Origin of the sequence: Marinobacter sp. tcs-11, from assembly GCF_002049515.1 — a bacterium.
Taxonomy (GTDB): domain Bacteria; phylum Pseudomonadota; class Gammaproteobacteria; order Pseudomonadales; family Oleiphilaceae; genus Marinobacter; species Marinobacter nauticus.
The window spans coordinates 23,229-41,303 of record NZ_LLYU01000010.1 but is presented as its reverse complement, the minus strand read 5'-3'; the positions used below and the strand labels follow the sequence as shown (position 1 = coordinate 41,303).

General features: G+C 55.8%; 17 protein-coding genes and 1 tRNA gene. All 18 read left to right on the top strand.

Going from position 1 to position 18,075, the window contains the following annotated elements; genetic code table 11:
- Positions 1-117 precede the first annotated feature (117 nt).
- The 18 genes from ARC85_RS12390 to secF all read left to right on the top strand — a co-directional run bounded on the left by ARC85_RS12390 (position 118) and on the right by secF (position 18,008).
- Positions 118-699 carry a nitroreductase family protein gene (locus ARC85_RS12390; RefSeq protein ID WP_011784610.1) on the top strand — a complete coding sequence of 194 codons (582 nt, stop codon included), beginning with the start codon at positions 118-120 and terminating at the stop codon, positions 697-699.
- A 216-nt stretch (positions 700-915) separates the two neighbouring features.
- Positions 916-1,314: a flagellar basal body rod protein FlgB gene (gene flgB, locus ARC85_RS12385; protein ID WP_183577896.1), complete on the top strand. Its 399-nt coding sequence runs from the start codon at positions 916-918 to the stop codon at positions 1,312-1,314.
- 33 nt (positions 1,315-1,347) lie between these two features.
- Positions 1,348-1,797, top strand: coding sequence for a flagellar basal body rod protein FlgC (gene flgC, locus ARC85_RS12380; RefSeq protein WP_011784612.1), 450 nt, complete (start codon positions 1,348-1,350; stop codon positions 1,795-1,797).
- 17 nt (positions 1,798-1,814) lie between these two features.
- A complete protein-coding gene (locus ARC85_RS12375; protein ID WP_011784613.1) occupies positions 1,815-2,492 on the top strand; it encodes a flagellar hook assembly protein FlgD in 678 nt (225 codons plus the stop codon).
- 28 nt (positions 2,493-2,520) lie between these two features.
- On the top strand, positions 2,521-4,434 hold the full coding sequence (locus ARC85_RS12370; protein ID WP_183577899.1) for a flagellar hook protein FlgE: 1,914 nt from the start codon (positions 2,521-2,523) through the stop codon (positions 4,432-4,434).
- Between the two features lie 76 nt (positions 4,435-4,510).
- Positions 4,511-5,263 carry a flagellar basal body rod protein FlgF gene (locus ARC85_RS12365; RefSeq protein ID WP_023008193.1) on the top strand — a complete coding sequence of 251 codons (753 nt, stop codon included), beginning with the start codon at positions 4,511-4,513 and terminating at the stop codon, positions 5,261-5,263.
- Between the two features lie 81 nt (positions 5,264-5,344).
- Positions 5,345-6,133: a flagellar basal-body rod protein FlgG gene (gene flgG, locus ARC85_RS12360; protein WP_023008194.1), complete on the top strand. Its 789-nt coding sequence runs from the start codon at positions 5,345-5,347 to the stop codon at positions 6,131-6,133.
- Positions 6,134-6,136: 3 nt separating this feature from the next.
- Complete coding sequence (gene flgH / locus ARC85_RS12355; protein WP_113879653.1) at positions 6,137-6,838, top strand: flagellar basal body L-ring protein FlgH; 702 nt, start codon at positions 6,137-6,139, stop codon at positions 6,836-6,838.
- Positions 6,835-7,929 (top strand): flagellar basal body P-ring protein FlgI, encoded by a 1,095-nt coding sequence (locus tag ARC85_RS12350; protein ID WP_153741115.1) that lies wholly within the window; start codon positions 6,835-6,837, stop codon positions 7,927-7,929. The genes flgH and ARC85_RS12350 overlap by 4 nt, the downstream gene beginning before the upstream one ends.
- Before the next feature lie 8 nt (positions 7,930-7,937).
- Positions 7,938-8,924, top strand: a complete 987-nt coding sequence (flgJ, locus tag ARC85_RS12345) for a flagellar assembly peptidoglycan hydrolase FlgJ (RefSeq protein ID WP_114434909.1) — start codon at positions 7,938-7,940, stop codon at positions 8,922-8,924.
- 6 nt (positions 8,925-8,930) lie between these two features.
- Complete coding sequence (gene flgK / locus ARC85_RS12340; RefSeq protein WP_183577907.1) at positions 8,931-10,997, top strand: flagellar hook-associated protein FlgK; 2,067 nt, start codon at positions 8,931-8,933, stop codon at positions 10,995-10,997.
- A gap of 16 nt (positions 10,998-11,013) precedes the next feature.
- Positions 11,014-12,246, top strand: a complete 1,233-nt coding sequence (gene flgL, locus ARC85_RS12335) for a flagellar hook-associated protein FlgL (protein WP_183577910.1) — start codon at positions 11,014-11,016, stop codon at positions 12,244-12,246.
- Between the two features lie 83 nt (positions 12,247-12,329).
- Positions 12,330-12,416, top strand: a tRNA-Leu gene (locus tag ARC85_RS12330).
- Positions 12,417-12,457: 41 nt separating this feature from the next.
- On the top strand, positions 12,458-13,558 hold the full coding sequence (gene queA / locus ARC85_RS12325) for a tRNA preQ1(34) S-adenosylmethionine ribosyltransferase-isomerase QueA (protein WP_011784622.1): 1,101 nt from the start codon (positions 12,458-12,460) through the stop codon (positions 13,556-13,558).
- Positions 13,559-13,572: 14 nt separating this feature from the next.
- Positions 13,573-14,694: a tRNA guanosine(34) transglycosylase Tgt gene (tgt, locus tag ARC85_RS12320; RefSeq protein ID WP_014421745.1), complete on the top strand. Its 1,122-nt coding sequence runs from the start codon at positions 13,573-13,575 to the stop codon at positions 14,692-14,694.
- A 41-nt stretch (positions 14,695-14,735) separates the two neighbouring features.
- Positions 14,736-15,098, top strand: a complete 363-nt coding sequence (yajC, locus tag ARC85_RS12315; protein WP_011784624.1) for a preprotein translocase subunit YajC — start codon at positions 14,736-14,738, stop codon at positions 15,096-15,098.
- A 92-nt stretch (positions 15,099-15,190) separates the two neighbouring features.
- Positions 15,191-17,065, top strand: a complete 1,875-nt coding sequence (secD, locus tag ARC85_RS12310; RefSeq protein WP_014421744.1) for a protein translocase subunit SecD — start codon at positions 15,191-15,193, stop codon at positions 17,063-17,065.
- A complete protein-coding gene (secF, locus tag ARC85_RS12305; RefSeq protein ID WP_041654775.1) occupies positions 17,058-18,008 on the top strand; it encodes a protein translocase subunit SecF in 951 nt (316 codons plus the stop codon). Before secD ends, secF begins: the two co-directional genes overlap by 8 nt.
- The last annotated feature ends 67 nt before the right edge of the window (positions 18,009-18,075 follow it).

Genomic DNA, 18,075 nt, shown 5'->3' with positions numbered 1-18,075 from the left:
TATAATTGTTGGTTTGAACTACGACTAAAGATTAACAGCATTACGTAGAACTCACAATTCATCGGGGCCGCTTCCGGCCCAACCGAAAATCATGCAACCAATCAACAGCGAGACTGTATGAGTTCGATAACCCGTTTTATTCTGGATCGTGCTTCGGAGCCCCGTTTGCAGGCACCGGCACCACCGGTGTCAGTGGTTGATCAGGCCTTCCGGTGCGCGGCCCGGGCCCCGGATCATGCGTTGTTGAGGCCCTGGCGTTATCTCGTGGTAGAGGGGGAAGGCCTGGCAGCTCTGGGCGACCTGTTTGCTGAATGCTGCCCGCCGGAGGCTTCTGACAAAGAGCGTGAGAAAGCCCGGAATGCTCCTGGTCGTGCACCCATGATTATTGTCGGTATTGCGTCGCCCCGTCATCATCCGAAGGTGCCGGAGGTGGAGCAGGTAATGTCGGCAGCGGCCGGTATGAGTTTTATCTCCCTGGCGCTGAATGATGCCGGCTACGGCGCCATGTGGCGAACCGGGCCTGTGGCTTATCATCCGTCGCTGCATGACGGTCTTGGGCTGCTGCCGGGCGAGTCCATTGTCGGTTTCCTCTATACCGGTACCGTTGCCAGTGAGAAACCATCGGTGCCCCGGCCCGATACCAAAGAGTATGTCTCAAGGTGGGCCGCGCCAGGGCGCACTTCCCCCTGGCAAGTCTGAGCCTCGATCAGCGGCAAGTCCGCCTGGGGAAACCCGTTGCCGCCCTCGTTGCGTTTAACCGGAATTTGCCGCTCATTTATTAGACAGCCCTCTTCGAAGCCCGCATTACAGCGGGCTTTTTCAATTCTGGCACTCTGCTTGCTTTAATCACTTCAGAACGCAAAACCGGCAAGTTCACAGGTTCAGCCTGGTCGGTGCAAAGATCTGGAGGCAGTAATGGCTATTACATTCGACAAAGCGCTTGGTATTCATGAGCACGCGCTGCAGGCGCGGGTCAAGCGGGCCGAAGTGCTGGCGAACAACCTGGCAAATGCCGACACCCCGGGCTACAAGGCCCGCGATGTGGATTTCCAGGCGATGATGCAGAAGGCGCAGGATTCCATGGCGGGCTTTGGTATGACCACGACCCACAGTGGCCATATGGACACCTCCAGCCCTGGCGCTGACGGCGAGCTGCTGTACCGTACCCCGCACCAGCCATCAATTGATGGCAATACCGTGGATGCGCAGGCCGAGCAGACCCGTTTCATGCGCAACGCCATGGATTACCAGGCCAGCTTCCAGTTCCTGAGTAGTCGGTTTTCCGGCCTGACCAAGGCGCTGAAGGGCGAATAAGCCGCAGTCCGTACGAGATTGAAGGAGATTGTCATGTCACTGGGTAACATTTTCGACATCGCCGGTTCCGGCATGACCGCACAGTCACTGCGGCTCAACACCACCGCCTCTAACATTGCCAACGCAGAAACCGCCAGTTCGAGCACGGATACAACGTACCGTGCCCGCAAACCGGTGTTTGCCGCTATTCAGCAGGCCATGCTGAACCCTGATCAGCAGGGATTTGGTATGGGTTCCGAAGAGGGGCCCGGGGCAGGTGTTCGCGTTGAGGGGATTGTCGAGAGCGATGCAGAACTGCAGATGCGCTATGAGCCGAATCACCCCGCCGCGAACGAGGAAGGGTACGTGTATTACCCCAACGTGAACGTGGTTGAGGAAATGGCGGACATGATGTCGTCGTCCCGCAGTTTTCAGATGAATGTGGATGTCATGAACACCGCCAAATCCATGATGCAGCGAATTCTGACACTGGGTCAGCAGTAACAAGTGAGGATTAAGCCATGAGTGCAGTGAATTCCGCAGCCGCCTCAGACGTGCTGAGCCAGTACCAGCTGAACCAGGAGGGCAAGACCCCTGGTGGCAACGAGCTGGGTAAAGACGCGTTTATGGAGCTGATGCTGGCGCAACTCAAGAATCAGAACCCGCTGGAGCCGCAGGACAACGGCGATTTTATCGCCCAGCTGGCCCAGTTCAGTTCTCTGGAAGAAATGCAGAATCTGTCTGGCAGTGTCGATGATGTGGTTGGTCAGTTCCGCTCCAGCCAGGCCTTGCAGGCCTCAGCGATGGTGGGCAAAACCGTGCTGGCACCCTCCAGTGTGGGCATTCTGGGTAGCGAAGGCGAGATAACTGGCACCATTCAGGTGCCGGCTTCCACGGGTGGGCTGCGACTGTCGGTCATGAATCAAAGCGGTGAGTTAGTTCGCCAGATTGATATGGGTAGCAGCCAGGCTGGTGTGGTGTCGTTCCAGTGGGATGGGCAGGACGGCAACGGCAATCCTTTGCCGCCCGGACCCTACTCGATTGTGGCGCAGGGCTCCTATCCCTCTGGATCGGAGCAACTGGCGACCATGGTGAGCGCCAATGTCGACAGTGTGTCGCTGGGGCAGGGTGGGTCCATTACTCTGAATCTGGCCGGAATGGGTTCCATTCCGCTGTCTGAAGTTAAACAAATCAACTGATCCGGTGTCAGACCAGGAGGTATAAGTCATGGCATTTAACACAGGTTTGAGCGGTCTGCGCGCCGCTTCGGTGGATCTGGATGTCACCGGTAACAACATCGCCAACGCCAGTACCGTCGGCTTCAAAAGCAGCAAGGTACAGTTCGGTGATTTGTACGCCAGTGGTTTCCTGAGTGCCGGTACCAATCCGATTGGCGACGGCGTGCGGGTGCAGGACGTAAAGCAGTCATTCGGTCAGGGCAATATCAGCTTCACCGATAACGGCCTGGATATGGCTATCAGTGGTGATGGCTTCTTTATTCTGAATAATGGCGGTGAAATCCGTTATTCCCGGGCTGGCCAGTTCGGGATTGATAAAGAAGGCTATGTTGTCAATAACCAGAATATGAGGGTGCAGGGTTATACCGCTGATGATGATGGCAACCTGTCTGGCATCCGTGGTGACCTTCAGATTGAAACCGACAACCTGGCGCCTCGTCGCACAACGAATCTCCAGACCGATCTGAATCTGGATTCCCGAGAGACTGTGCTTGAGCGTCGCATCCGGGATTTTGATCCGATCGCGCTTGCAGATCTTCAAGGTTCCGGCTTTACCTTCGGCTACTCCGACGGCACCAGTGATTACACGGTACCGCAGATTGATGCCACGGCTTCTGCCAGTGATGCCGCCATTGCCATTAATGCTGCGCCGGGAGTAACGGCCACTGCCAGAACCGCAGCTTCCCTGACCGGTTTGACCGATAGCGATGTGAGCGGCGCCACCAATTTCCGGCTTGAAATCCGGATAGACGGATCTGCACCGATCCCGCTGAATCTGGAAAATGTATCGTCCCTGGAAGATGTGGCGAAAGCCATTAACGACACCAGCGACAATGCGATCTCGGCCTCGGTTGTCGATGATGACGAAGACCCTTCAACCCCCGATGTTTTGCGAATCATCCACAGCGGTGGACAGCCGCTGGAGGTAGCCTACGGCGATGCTCCCACAGGTACTCCGCTCACCAACAACCAGCAATATGACGGTGAGGTGTTCGTTACCACCGATCGCAATGTTGAGCAGGTGACCACTGATTCAGGTAGCAACGCGTTTGAAGTCGCCTTCAATGCGACACCGTTTACCGTAACCAACGAATTCAATCCCATCGACCAGCGTACATACAACCACGCAACGTCGACCACCATTTTTGACAGCCTGGGTAATTCCCACGAATTGACACAGTTCTATGTAAAAGAGCCATCTCCGGGTAACGGGGTGGGTCAGAGCCAGTGGTCTATCTATCTCCAGATTGACGGTGAACTGGTGGGTGGTACCGACCAGACGCCATACACTGCCTTGTTTGATCAGGATGGCCAGCTGGAATCCATCAACGGTGATCCGAACGGTGAGTTGATTATTACTGACTGGGTGCCAAAGGATCCAAGCGGTGACCCGAACGGTGCTGACGGTCCACCGGCAAATCCCGGTGATGTGGTCAGCCCGATTCCTGAGCCGGCCACCAGTTCTGCGTTCGTTGTCAATCTGGCCAATACCACCCAATATGGTGCGGCATTTGGTGTTAACGATCAGCAGCAGAACGGCTACACCACCGGCCGTCTGTCAGGCCTCGATGTGTCCGATCAGGGCGTGATCTTCGCCCGCTATACCAATGGTCAGTCCAAGTCTCTGGGTCAGGTGGCGCTGGCTGCCTTCAATAACACCGACGGCCTTTCTCCGGTGGGTGACACCACATGGGTGGAAACCTTTGAATCCGGCCAGCCGGTGATTGGTGCTCCGGATACCGGCACGCTTGGTTCCATCAAGGCCAGCTCCGTAGAGGACTCCAATGTGGATCTTTCGGCAGAGCTGGTGAACCTGATCATTGCCCAGCGCAACTACCAGGCCAACGCCAAAACCATTGAAACCTCCGATGCGGTCACCCAGACCATCATCAACCTCCGATAATTTCGCGCCCTAGCGAACATGGCATGACTCCTGCAGGAAGACTGGAAACAGTCAAAATTCCGGCAGGAGTTTGCCCATGGACAAAGCCCTCTATATTGGAATGTCTGGCGCCAAGCAGAACATGCTGGCCCAGCGTGCCCATGCCAACAACCTGGCTAACGTCAATACCACCGGGTTCAAGAAGGATTTTGCCCAGGCGCGCAGTATGCCTGTGTTCGGTGAGCACCATCCCACCCGCGCCTACGCCATGACCGAGCGGCCCGGCACTGATCTCTCGCCCGGCGCTTTAATGGAGACCGGCCGCAAGCTGGATGTGGCGGTAGACGGCGGTGGCTGGCTCGCCGTTCAAAACAATCTGGGCGAAGAGGTATTCACCCGTACCGGTAGCTTACAGGTCGACGTGAACGGGCTTGTGCGGCTGGCGAGTGGTGAGCTGGTTCTGGGTAACGGTGGGCCGGTGGCTCTTCCTCCTTTTGACAATCTTCAGGTTGGCTCGGACGGCACCATCTCCATTGTGCCGGTAGGTGGGCCGCCGGATCAGTTGGTGGAAGTTGACCGACTGAAGCTTGTTAACCCACCGGCAGATGCACTTGAGAAAGGTCTGGATGGGTTCATTCGACGCAAGCCGGATCAGGCTCTGGATGGTCCAGAGCCACCGGATGCAGCCATGCGTGTCGCCACTGGTTTTCTCGAAAGTTCAAACGTGAATGCGGTGGAGGAAATGATCTCCAACCTGCAGTTGTCTCGCCAATACGAGATGCAGGTAAAGGTGATGTCGACCGCCAATGAAAATTCCGAGGCTACGGCACGACTGTTGCAGAACCTCTGATAACGATGATCAAACGCCATCGGTTGGCGGAGAGCGGCAAAAGATCGCCGCATCGGCCACCGGCAGGCAAGGAGCAAAACAATGCATCCAGCACTTTGGGTCAGTAAAACCGGGTTGAGCGCGCAGGACACTAACATGTCCACCATTTCCAACAACCTGGCCAATGTGAATACCACCGGCTTCAAGCGGGATAGGGCGGTGTTCCAGGATCTGCTGTATCAGATAAACCGTCAGCCCGGCGGGCAGAGCACTGAGAACACGCAGTTGCCCTCTGGCCTGCAGCTGGGGACCGGGGTCCGGATTGTTGGCACTGCCAAGCAATTCAGCCAGGGCAACCTGCAGATAACTGAACAGCCTCTGGATATGGCGGTGAATGGTCGGGGATTCTTTCAGATTCAGATGCCGGACGGACAGATCGCCTATACCCGGGATGGCCAGTTTCAACTGAACTCTGATGGCGATGTGGTCACACCGGATGGTTTTCCGCTTCAGCCGAATATCAATGTGCCGGAGAACGCCACCAATATCACCATTGGCAAAGATGGGACGGTCACCGCTATTACCGATGACCAGGCTGCGCCCGTCAATCTCGGGCAGATCACCCTGGTGGACTTCATCAACCCGCAGGGCTTGCAGGCCATCGGGAACAATCTGTTCAAGCAGACCAATGCCAGTGGTGATCCGGCTGAAGGTGAAGCCGGACTTGCAGGTCTCGGGTCCATTGAACAGGGCACCATTGAATCCTCCAACGTAGAGGTGGTGGAAGAACTGGTGAACATGATTACGACCCAGCGTGCCTATGAAATGAACTCCAAGGTGGTTTCGACCACAGACCAGATGCTTCAGTTCATCACCAACAATATCGGTTAAGCCATGAAACGCATTCAACGCAGTTTACACACTGAACGGCTGGCCACCCTGGCACTGGTGGGTGTGCTGATTGTGCTGCAGGGATGCACCGCCATGTCTCGCCCCCGGGCTATGCCGGACGATCCGGCCTACGCTCCAGTTCGTGCTCAATCAATGATGCAGCGCGACCCGGATTCCGGGGCAATTTACCAGGTGTCCAGGAATTACAATCTGTACGGCGATACCAAGGCACTAAACGTGGGTGACGTGCTCACGGTATTGCTGCAGGAATCCACCAGCGCCAGCAAGAACGCTGAAACCTCCATTACCAAGGATCAGGAACTGAGCATTCCTGAACCGAGCATCTTTGGAAAGACAAATATCGGCCTGAACGCTTCTGCCAATTTTGAGCGGGACTTTGAAGGCTCCGCCGAAGCAGACCAGAGCAACAGCCTGGCTGGCAGTATTACCGTAACAGTCACCGAGGTTCTGCCTAATGGTGTGCTTCGTGTCCGCGGCGAGAAGTGGTTGTCTCTCACCAATGGGGATGAATACATCCGGTTGACCGGTCTGGTTCGGCCACAGGATATCCAGCCGGATAATACCGTCGCCTCCAATCGTGTTGCAGATGCCCGGTTTGCCTACGGCGGTACCGGTGATTTTGACCAGGCCAACCAGATGGGCTGGCTGGCTCGCTTCTTTAACAGTGAGTGGTGGCCGCTATGATCCGCAAACTGATTGCTGTTTTTGCCCTTACGGCCCTGTGTGTGGCGCCGGTGATGGCTGACCGCCTGAAAGACCTGGCCAAGGTGAAAGGTGTGCGCAATAACCAGTTGATTGGTTATGGCCTGGTGGTCGGTCTTGACGGTACCGGCGACAAAGCGCCGTTTACCAACCAGACCTTCCGCAACATGATGAACCAGTTCGGAATAACCTTGCCGGATGGTGTGAACCCGAAACTGGCCAATGTGGCGGCCGTAACCGTAAGCGCGACTTTGCCGGCCTTTGCCAAGGCCGGGCAGGAGCTGGACATCACGGTTTCATCCATCGGAAATGCCGATAGCCTGCGTGGTGGAACCTTGTTGATGACACCGTTGAAAGGCGCAGACGGTCAGGTTTATGCCATGGCGCAGGGCAGCCTGGTGGTGGGCGGTTTTGGCGCCCAGGGCCAGGATGGTTCCCGGATTACCGTGAACGTACCCAGCGTCGGCAGAATTCCCAACGGCGCTACCATTGAGCGAGAGGTGGAATCGCCGTTCAACCGGGGCGATACCATCACCTTCAATCTGCTGCGTTCCGACTTTACCACGGCCCGCCGTGTGGTTGAGGCGATTAATGGTCGTCTGGGCCCGGACATGGCTTATGCACACGATGCCACTTCTATATCGGTGCGGGCACCCAGGGACCCATCACAGAGAGTCAGTTTTCTGTCCATTCTGGAGAACATTGAGGTCGATCCGGCTCAGGAAGCCGCAAGAGTGGTGATCAATAGCCGCACCGGTACCATCGTGGTCGGCCAGAATGTAAAAGTAAGCCCGGCTGCCATTACCCATGGCAACCTGACCGTGACTATTCAGGAAAACCCCGAGGTGGTGCAGCCCAATCCTCTGGCTCAGGGTGATACAGCCGTTCAGCAGAATACCCAGATCGCTGTGACGGAAGACCCGGCACGGATGTTCCAGTTCGGCCCGGCAACCACGCTTAACGAAATTGTTCAGGCTGTAAACCAGGTAGGGGCGGCGCCAGGCGATGTGATGGCGGTGCTTGAAGCACTCAAACAGGCTGGCGCGCTTCGTGCCGAATTGATTGTGATCTAGGTATCGCCATGCAGGATCCAAGATTACAGCAAGCCCAGGTCTACACCGATTTCAGTGGTCTGAATGCGCTGAAGACCCAGGCTCGAACTGACAAGCAGGCTGCACTGGAGCAGGTTGCGAAGCAGTTCGAGAGCCTGTTCCTGTCAGAGATGCTCAAATCCATGCGCAAGGCAGGTGAGGTATTTGCCGAGGGAAACTACCTGAACAGCAATGAAAGCCAGATGTACCGGGATATGTTCGACAGCCAGATCAGCTTGAGTATGGCCGGTGGTACCGGTACCGGGCTGGCGGAAGCGCTGGTCCGGCAACTGAGTCAACAGATTCCGGGGCTCGATGAGGATGGAGAGAAACTGGCGGGTCACAAGGGTGCCATTACCGACTACGACCGCAGTATGCCGGCGATTTCCAGAGAGTTGCCGGAGCGAATGGCAGAGGTGGCGGATGTAGCTGCGAAGGTAAAAGCAGAGCCAGCGCAGAAACCCGGCAAGCTGCCGGAGGTATTTGAGTCGCCAGAGCATTTTGTTGAGCAGCTGATGCCGTTCGCAGAGCAGATCGGAAAGGAGACCGGCATTGATCCGCGCCTGATGATTGCCCAGGCGGCGCTCGAAACCGGTTGGGGCAAACACATGATCAAAGGCGATGGTTCGCAGCCGAGTTTCAACCTGTTTGGCATCAAGGCAGACAGTCGTTGGAGCGGTGACGCTGTGAGCATTACCACTACCGAATTCCGGGGTGGCGTGGCGATGAAGGAACGGGCAGATTTCCGGGCCTATCCGGACTATGAAGCCAGCTTCCGGGACTACGTTGACTTCCTGCAAAACAATCCCCGTTACCGCGATGTTCTGTCATCGGCAGATCAGCCAGAAGTATTTGCCGAGAAACTGCAGGAAGCGGGTTATGCAACCGATCCGGAATACGGAGCCAAGATCCGTCGGATCATGAATCGTGATTCTCTGATGACACTGTCTATGGGCAGTGGCAGAGTAAAGGAGTAACAGATCATGGCGGGCTTGATCGGTATTGGTCTGAGTGGGGTATTGGGGCACCAGGCGGCGCTCAACACCACTGCAAATAACATAACCAACGCAAACACTCCGGGTTACAGTCGCCAGGAGGTCCAGTTCGAGACCCAGGAAGGGCGGCGTACAGGTGCAGGGACCATCGGCAGTGGCGTATCCGTCGCTAATATCCGCCGGCTGGCAGATGCCTATCTGAGTCAGCAGTTACGTGAGGACAGCACACTGTTTGGCGAGCAGAATGCTTTCAACGCCGAACTCACGCGGCTGGATAACCTGTTAGGCGGCGAAGACACCGGTTTGAACAAAGCTCTGAACAACTTTTTCTCGGCTATGCAGAATGCCGCGGAAGACCCTACGTCGTTACCACAACGCCAGCTGGTGCTGAGCGAAGCCCAGCAACTGGTGAATCGCTTTCAGGGCTTGAACCAGGAGTTCATCCAGCAGCGCGAATCGGTAAAAACCCAGATGCAGCAGGGCGTGAAAGATGCCAATACTCTGCTGAAGAGTATCGCTGAACTGAACCTGGCTATTTCTGAATCTCCGGGCCTGGCCCAGGGCAAGGAGCCCCTGGAGCTGATGGATAAGCGGGACGAGAAGTTGCGCCAGTTGTCTGAGCTGGTGAGCATTCGGGTAACGGAAGTTGAAGGCAGCCAGGTGAATGTGTCCCTGTCTAACGGTCTGGCTTTGGTTACCGGCGCCAATGCCGCAGAATTTGCGACCCGAAGCAGTGCGGAAGATCCCACGCGGCTGGAATTTACGCTCTCCAGTGGTGGGCGCACCCTGCTGGTGGATGAACAGATTCAGGGCGGAAAACTGGGTGGCTTGCGTGCCTTTGATGAAATGGCCCTGAAGCCCGCCTTCGATGAGCTCGGCCGGCTGGCGATTGCCATCTCCTCGGCCATAAACCATCAGCATGAGATCGGGATGGACCTCGAAGGCGATCTCGGCGGTAACTTCTTCAGCGATGTGAACAGCCTCGCCGTACAACGCAGCCGGGTGGTGCCGAACGGCAATAACGACCGCACCACCACCGGCCAACTGGCCGTTGAGATTACCGACAGTTCCCAGTTGCCGGCGGGTACCTGGGAGCTGCAGTTCAGTGGTGATGGGCGCAGCTACGAGTTGATCGATACCATCTCGGGCGACACGGTCAAACAGGGCCGGCTTCCAGACCCGGTGCAGTCTGAAATCAACATGCCGGGCTTTAACATTCGTGTTGAAGGTGGCGAATTCAATGCAGGTGACAAGTACCTGATTCAGCCCAGTCGCAATGCTGCCGAAAACATGCAATTGAACATTCGGCGGGAGGAGGATCTTGCTTTTGCCAGCCCCGTTCGTGCGAGTTCCGATGATGGCAATCTGGGCACCGGCACGATCAACCAGGGCAACATGCTTAATGTCCGTAATCCCAATACCGGTGCTTTGCTGGATGACTTCCAGAATTCCGGTCAGTTTGCAGATGGTCCGATTACCGTAACCTTCAGTAATGATGGTGCGGGCAATATTACCTATGACGTTGCCAACGATAGCGGCGTACTGTTTACCAGTGCCGCGGTGGACAACGATGGGGATGGAACACCGGATGTCTATGATCCCCAGAAGATCAATCAGATTTTCAGTACTCGTCCGGAAGACGAATCCAATGGTCAGTATCGGGGTTTCGTTTTCGAGATAACCGGTGAGCCCGCAGACGGTGATGTATTCACCATCGACTTCAACCGCAACGGCGTTTCTGATAACCGGAACGCCGAGCTGATGGCGGCCCTTGGTACCAAGAATACCCTTAATGGCGGTTCCCAGAACTTTACTGAGGGCTATGCCGGCCTGGTCGAGGATATCGGGGTGAAAACCCGCCAGAGCCAGTTGGATAAAGATGCCGGCGCAACGCTGCTGGAGCAGTCCACCAATCAGCGAGAATCGGTCTCGGGCGTCAATCTGGACGAAGAGGCTGGCAAGCTGATTCAGTACCAGGCTGCGTACAACGCATCGGCCCAGGTTATGTCTGTGGCGCAGGATCTTTTTAACACATTGCTGCAGAGCTTCCGTTAAGGCGAGGTGATGTCACATGATCAGAATATCATCACAACAGATTTTCTCCGGCGGCATTAATCGTCTGCAGGACATCAACAGCAACCTGATTGATACGCAGCAGCAGCTATCGACCGGTAAGAAAGTGAACAAACCGTCGGATGATCCGGTGGCGGCCGCTCGCATTCTGAAGCTTGACCAGGAGCTTCAGCGTTCGGAAACCTATGGTCGGAATGCCAATCTTGCCGATAACCGGCTGAAGCAGGAAGAAAGCACCCTGGCCAGCGCCGTGGACATTATCCAGAGGGTGAGGGAGCTGACAGTTCAGGCCGGTAATGGTTCTCTGTCTGCCAATGATCGGCAGTCCATCTCTGCCGAACTCAAGGAGCGTCTGGGTCAGCTCGCCAATATTGCCAATACCCGGGATGCGTCAGGAGAGTATATCTTCAGTGGCTTCCAGGGCAGCACTCCCGCCTTTGCCCAGAATGACGATGGCAAATGGGTTTACCAGGGAGACGAAGGGCAGCGGGTTCTGGAAATTGATGACGGTGTGACCGTTCCCATCAGCGATCACGGTAAAGGCATCTTCGTAGACGTAGCCAAAGGGGTTTTCGCTAAAGGATCAACCTCTGTGGATGGATATATATCCGATCTCGAGTTTGTTGCACCCAAGGATATGGCAGACGCTTTCAGCCCCAGGGTGCCTGACGATTTTGATATCGCCGTCACCGCCAATGGAGCGGGCGACCTGGAAATATCAGCCTCCTATACCCGAGGTGGAACCACCTATCCTTTGGCCGTTGAGCCAGTGGGCGCCCTGGTTGGTGACGAGTTTCAGGTTGCAGGGGTGAAATTAACAATCAACGATGCGCAGGATGGCGATACGTTTACATTGGGCGTGAACGATAAACAGTCTGTATTCGGCACCATCGAGAACCTGATTGCCGGCCTGGACGGAATTTCCAAAACAACGCCCAAGAGCAGTGCCGAGTACGATGCGCTGATCGCTGAAACCCTGGTCAATCTCGATAACGCCCAGGAGTCGATCATTCTGAAGCAAACCGAGCTTGGTGGCCGGCTCAACGCAGTGGAGTCCACCACCGCGTTTCTTGAGGATTCGGAACTCTACACCAAAGAGATTCGTTCCCAGCTACAGGATGTCGACTACGCCGAGGCCATCAGCAACCTCAGTTTCCAGAGCTTCGTATTGCAGGCCGCTCAGCAGTCGTTTGCGCAGGTTTCTCAGCTGTCCCTGTTCGATCGACTCTAATTCACTGTGCCGGCGGGTGATTTTTGCCTGCCGGCTGGTTGCTTTCGGGCTCTGGCTCAGTATAATCCCTCCCACTCTCCGATGGCGGCGTGGTGAAATTGGTAGACACGACGGATTCAAAATCCGTTGGGGTAAAACCCGTGGCGGTTCGAGTCCGCCCGCCGCTACCACTTATAGGCCGCAACCTGCGGCATCGTGAATAGCCCGGCCCATGAACGTCTCCGATTTTCATTTTGATCTGCCGGACGAGCTTATCGCCCGTTATCCGCTTAAAGAACGCAGTGCCTCACGCCTGCTCAGTCTTGACGGCCTTTCCGGCCAGACCACTCATCTGAAGTTTACTGACCTTCCGGACCTGCTCCAGCCCGGGGACCTACTGGTATTCAACAATACCCGTGTTATTCCGGCCCGACTGTTTGGCCAGAAGGAAACCGGTGGCAAAGTGGAAATACTGGTTGAGCGTTTACTGGGTGAAAAGGAATTGCTCGCCCATACCCGTTCTTCCAAATCTCCCAAGGAAGGCCAGCGACTATTGCTGGAAGATGGAGCCGCACTGCGAATGCTGGCGCGGAAAGATGCGCTCTTTCATTTCGTCTATGAAGGCGATGAGGCGTTTCTGGATGTGCTGGAGCGTATCGGTCACATGCCTTTGCCGCCTTATATGGAGCGGGAAGATGAGCAGTCGGATCGTGAGCGCTATCAGACCGTATATGCCAAGGAGGCGGGCGCCGTGGCCGCACCCACTGCCGGGCTACATTTTGATGATGTCGTGCTTTCTGCCCTGAAAGCGAAGGGCATTGAGTTTGCATACGTTACGTTGCATGTTGGCGCTGGCACCTTTCAGCCGGTACGGGTCGACAAGATCGAAGATCATGTCATGCACAGTGAAATCGCCCATGTGCCGGAAGAGACGGTAAAGGCCGTTAATGAAGCCCGCGCTCGGGGTGGCCGGGTCGTTGCCGTGGGTACCACTTCCGTCCGCTCCCTGGAGTCGGCCAGCCGGGCAGGGCGTTTGCAGGAGTTCCGGGGCGACACGGATATATTCATCTACCCTGGCTACCGTTTCCAGACCGTGGACGCCATGATCACTAATTTCCATTTGCCGGAGTCCACACTGATCATGCTGGTCAGCGCGTTTGCAGGCTATAACAACATCATGTCAGCCTATCGCGAGGCGGTGGAGCAAAAGTACCGGTTTTTCAGCTACGGCGACGCCATGTTTCTTACCGCGCAGGAGCCCAGCCGGGGCATGATGCTGGGAACGGATTCCGCCGAGCCACATCAAACCGAATCCCGTGGAGAATCACAGTGAGTGAATCCTGTTTTATGTCCTTCGAGAAACTCGGAGAAGATGGCAAGGCCCGTCGTGGCCGACTGACCTTTCCCCGAGGTGTGGTGGAGACTCCGGCATTCATGCCGGTTGGCACCTATGGCACTGTTAAGGGAATGCTGCCCCGGGACATCGAGGAAATCGGTGCACATATTATTCTGGGCAATACATTTCACCTGATGTTGCGCCCCGGCACAGAGGTGGTGAAAGCCCACGGCGATCTGCACGACTTCACCCAGTGGCAGGGGCCAATTCTGACGGATTCCGGCGGTTTCCAGGTTTTCAGCCTGGGCGAGATGCGCAAGATTACCGAGCAGGGTGTGACTTTCCGGTCTCCGGTTGATGGCTCCAAAGTCGAGCTGTCACCGGAAATCGCGATTCAGGTTCAGCGTGATCTGGGCTCTGACATCGTGATGATTTTCGACGAATGCACGCCGTACCCGGCAACGGAAAAGCAGGCGAAAGAGTCCATGGAGCTCTCGCTGCGCTGGGCCGAGCGCAGTAAGAGGGCCCATGAGGGCAATCCGGCGGCGCTGTTTGGCATCGTGCAGGGCGGCATGTATGAGTCGCTCCGGGATCAGTCCCTGGAGGGCCTGGAAAAGATTGGTTTCGATGGCTATGCCATTGGCGGCCTGTCGGTGGGCGAGCCGAAAGAAGACATGATCCGGATCCTGGATCATCTGCCGCCAAAGATGCCGGAAGACAAGCCACGCTACCTGATGGGCGTTGGTCGCCCTGAGGATATCGTTGAGGCGGTGCGCCGCGGTGTCGATATGTTCGACTGTGTGATGCCAACCCGTAATGCACGCAATGGCTATCTGTTTACCTCCACCGGTATTGTCAAAATCCGCAATGCCAAAAACCGTCACGACACCGGACCGCTGGACGAGCGTTGTGACTGCTATACCTGTAAGCATTTTTCCAAGAGCTACCTGCATCATCTTGATAAGTGCGGAGAAATGCTCGGTTCGCAGCTCAATACCATTCATAACCTGAGGTTCTATCAGAACCTGATGAGTGGATTGCGTGGGGCCATTGAAGCAGGTACATTGTCGGACTTTGTAAGCGAATTCTATGCCTTACGGGGCGAAACCGTTCCGCCTCTGGGCGATTCCTGAACAAATTTTGCTTTAAATCTGTCAATAAACGGAGAACCTGAATGAAATCAGTCAAATTGCTCATCGCTGGCCTGCTGTCTCTGATGCCTGCTCTGGCCTCGGCTCAGGAAGCGGGTGCCCAGGGAATGAGCGTTATGGGTCAGATCATCTTCTTCGCCGGCTTCATCCTGATTTTCTATTTCCTGATCTGGCGTCCGCAGTCCAAGCGTGCAAAAGAGCACAAGGCGCTGATGTCCGGCCTTAACAAGGGTGATGAAGTGGTTACCTCTGGTGGCGTCGCTGGCAAGATTACCAAAGTAACCGACGACTTCATTGTTCTGGAAGTTGCAGATAACGTTGAAATGAAGGTTCAGAAAGTTGCCGTTGCTGCGGCTCTGCCGAAAGGCACTCTCAAGGACATCTGAGCTGGTTTCCAGGCGCATCCAAGATGCGCCTGTTCATTTTCTGACTGGCTGAAACACCAAGACCGGCACGTCTGCCGGCTCGAAGGATTCTCATGCTGAACAAGTATCCTCTCTGGAAAAACCTGGTCATCGTGTTTGCACTGGTGATTGGTTTTATCTACGCCTTACCGAACTTTTTCCCTGACGATTACGCTATCCAGATCACCGGCGCCCGTGGCAGCACTGAAGTTGAGCAGCGAGTGCTTGATCGCGCCCTTGCCAAGCTTGAGCAGGAAGGTATCGAAGTAAAATCAAGCCTGTTGGAAGAGCGTGACGCGCTGATCCGCCTCACCAGCTCCGATGACCAGCTGCGGGCACGCCCCGCTGTTCAGGCGGCTCTTGGCAACGAATACCTGGTGGCCCTGAATATGGCGCCGTCAACGCCAGGCTGGCTGCGTAGCCTTGGAGCAGGCCCAATGAAACTGGGGCTGGATTTACGTGGTGGTGTTCACTTCCTGTTGGAGGTGGATATGGAAACGGCTTTGAATCAGCGTCTGGAAGCGTTGTCTGGTCAGATCAAGCGAGAGCTGAGGGAAGAGCGCATCCGCTACCGCGGTGGCGACATTGAGGATCAGGCCCGTATTGTACTGAGCTTCCGTGACGAAGCTGCACGTAGCGAGGCGTTTGAGCTGGTTCGCGATCAGTACAACGAATTCCTGTTGGATGAGACAACAGAAGGTGAAGAGTTTCTGCTGACGCTGACGTTGTCCGAAGCGGAAGTTCGGAACATCCAGGAATACGCTCTTGAACAGAACCTGACCACCATCCGCAACCGGGTGAATGAACTGGGCGTGGCCGAGCCGCTGGTTCAGCGTCAGGGGGCAGACCGCATTATTGTAGAACTGCCAGGTGTGCAGGATACCGCTCAGGCCAAGCGTGTACTTGGCGCGACGGCTAACCTGGAATTCCGGATGGAAGCTCGGCAGGATGCGCCTTCCGCCGAGACCGAACAGTTTCCTTTCCGGGATAATCCACAGCGTACCGCTCGTCTTGAGCGGGATGTGATTGCCACTGGTAACAACGTTGCCAATGCCCAGCAGGCGTTCGATGAGAATGGCCAGCCGCAGGTCAATATCACCATGGACTCCGTTGGTGGTGACCTGATGAATCGGGCGACACGCAATAGCATCGGCCGCCGTATGGCAGTGTTGTTCATTGAATACCGCACCGAAACCGAGACCCGGGAAGTTAACGGAGAAATCGTTGAAACTGAAAACCGGGTCGTGGAAAAAGGCATTATCAGCCTGGCGACAGTGCAGTCAGCGCTGGGGAGCAGTTTCCGGATTACTGGTCTGGATTCCATCCCCGAAGCGGCTGAGCTCGCACTGCTGCTGAGGGCCGGTGCTCTGGCTGCGCCCATGTACTTTGTGCAGGAGCGCACCATCGGGCCAAGCCTGGGGCAGAAGAATATCGATGCCGGGATGATGTCGGTGATGCTCGGCTTCGGGCTGGTGTTGCTTTACATGCTGGTGTTCTACCGCGGCTTCGGATTGGTGGCCAATGTTGCGCTGACGCTTAACCTGATGTTGCTGGTTGCATGCATGTCAATCCTATCTGCCACGCTGACGTTGCCGGGTATCGCGGGTATCGTTCTTACGGTGGGTATGGCCGTTGATGCGAACGTTCTGATCTTTGAACGTATCAAGGAAGAGCTGAAGGCGGGGGTGCCGCCACAAAGCGCCATTAATGCCGGTTATGGTCGCGCCTTTGTGTCGATTTTCGATGCCAATATCACAACCCTTCTGGTTGCCGTCATTCTGTTTGCCATGGGCTCCGGACCGGTGAAGGGCTTCGCAGTTACCCTGTGTATCGGTATTCTCACTTCCATGTTCTCGGGCCTGATGGTGAGCCGCGGCATAGTGAATCTGGTTTATGGCGGTCGCAGGGTCGAGAAATTGTCCATCGGGGGGAAGCTTGAAAATGCCTGATATGGAAAAGCAGCCGTTTGATTTCATGGGCTTGCGGAAGATAGCTTCCGTACTTTCTATTGTTTTGGTGGTGGCCTCCATTGCGCTGTTGGGGGTGCGTGGCCTGAATCTGGGTATGGACTTTACCGGGGGAACCTCGGTGGAGCTCGAATACGCTGAAGCTCCTAGCCTGGACGGAATCAGAAACACCCTTACCGAGGCGGGGTACGAGCAGTTTGCGGTTCAGAATTTCGGAGCCGATACCACGGTACTGATCCGGATGGCAGAGGCCGGGAATGACGAACTGGCGCTGGAAGTGGCCGGCGTGCTGGCGGCGGACGGAGCTGACCTTGAGTTGGTCAGCTCTGAATTTGTCGGTTCTCAGGTGGGCGAAGAGCTCAAAGAAGACAGTGGACTGGGGCTGCTGATCGCCCTCGCGGTGGTACTGATCTATGTGGGTATGCGCTTCCAGTTCAAGTTTGGTATCGCCTCGGTGATTCCTCTGGCGCACGACGTCATCATTGTTCTGGGGGTGTTCGCGCTGTTTCAGTGGACCTTCGACCTGACGGTGCTGGCGGCGTTGCTGGCGGTTATCGGGTATTCCCTGAACGATACCATCGTTGTTGCTGACCGGATTCGGGAGAACTTCCGGAAAATGCGCGTAGGTGAGGCCTGGGACATTATCAACCAGTCGATCCACGAGACCATTACCCGAACCATTAATACTTCTGGTACCACGCTGGTTGTATTGCTGGCGCTGTATTTCCTGGGTGGCGAAGCGATCAATAACTTTGCGCTTGCCCTGATTATCGGTGTTGTTGTCGGTACCTATTCGTCCATCTACGTGTCCGCGAATATGTTGATGGTGATGGGCGTGACCCGCGAAGATCTGATGGTTCCCGCGAAAGAGGGTACCGGTGAGGAAGAAGAGGAGCAGCCGCCGGAGTGGTTGAACCGGATGTAAGCTCCGGGTCTTTTCCAGGCCACAAAAAAACCGCCATCCGTGAGGAGTGGCGGTTTTTTTGCGGTTC

Bases quoted from the DNA above. Each gene is read 5' to 3' on its own strand.
- yajC (WP_011784624.1), top strand. From the start codon at position 14,736: ATGAAATCAGTCAAATTGCTCATCGCTGGCCTGCTGTCTCTGATGCCT.
- flgJ (WP_114434909.1), top strand. From the start codon at position 7,938: ATGCAGGATCCAAGATTACAGCAAGCCCAGGTCTACACCGATTTCAGT.
- flgK (WP_183577907.1), top strand. From the start codon at position 8,931: ATGGCGGGCTTGATCGGTATTGGTCTGAGTGGGGTATTGGGGCACCAG.
- flgC (WP_011784612.1), top strand. From the start codon at position 1,348: ATGTCACTGGGTAACATTTTCGACATCGCCGGTTCCGGCATGACCGCA.
- tgt (WP_014421745.1), top strand. From the start codon at position 13,573: ATGTCCTTCGAGAAACTCGGAGAAGATGGCAAGGCCCGTCGTGGCCGA.
- flgG (WP_023008194.1), top strand. From the start codon at position 5,345: ATGCATCCAGCACTTTGGGTCAGTAAAACCGGGTTGAGCGCGCAGGAC.
- flgB (WP_183577896.1), top strand. From the start codon at position 916: ATGGCTATTACATTCGACAAAGCGCTTGGTATTCATGAGCACGCGCTG.
- ARC85_RS12350 (WP_153741115.1), top strand. From the start codon at position 6,835: ATGATCCGCAAACTGATTGCTGTTTTTGCCCTTACGGCCCTGTGTGTG.
- queA (WP_011784622.1), top strand. From the start codon at position 12,458: ATGAACGTCTCCGATTTTCATTTTGATCTGCCGGACGAGCTTATCGCC.
- ARC85_RS12365 (WP_023008193.1), top strand. From the start codon at position 4,511: ATGGACAAAGCCCTCTATATTGGAATGTCTGGCGCCAAGCAGAACATG.
- ARC85_RS12375 (WP_011784613.1), top strand. From the start codon at position 1,815: ATGAGTGCAGTGAATTCCGCAGCCGCCTCAGACGTGCTGAGCCAGTAC.
- ARC85_RS12370 (WP_183577899.1), top strand. From the start codon at position 2,521: ATGGCATTTAACACAGGTTTGAGCGGTCTGCGCGCCGCTTCGGTGGAT.
- flgH (WP_113879653.1), top strand. From the start codon at position 6,137: ATGAAACGCATTCAACGCAGTTTACACACTGAACGGCTGGCCACCCTG.
- flgL (WP_183577910.1), top strand. From the start codon at position 11,014: ATGATCAGAATATCATCACAACAGATTTTCTCCGGCGGCATTAATCGT.
- secF (WP_041654775.1), top strand. From the start codon at position 17,058: ATGCCTGATATGGAAAAGCAGCCGTTTGATTTCATGGGCTTGCGGAAG.
- ARC85_RS12390 (WP_011784610.1), top strand. From the start codon at position 118: ATGAGTTCGATAACCCGTTTTATTCTGGATCGTGCTTCGGAGCCCCGT.
- secD (WP_014421744.1), top strand. From the start codon at position 15,191: ATGCTGAACAAGTATCCTCTCTGGAAAAACCTGGTCATCGTGTTTGCA.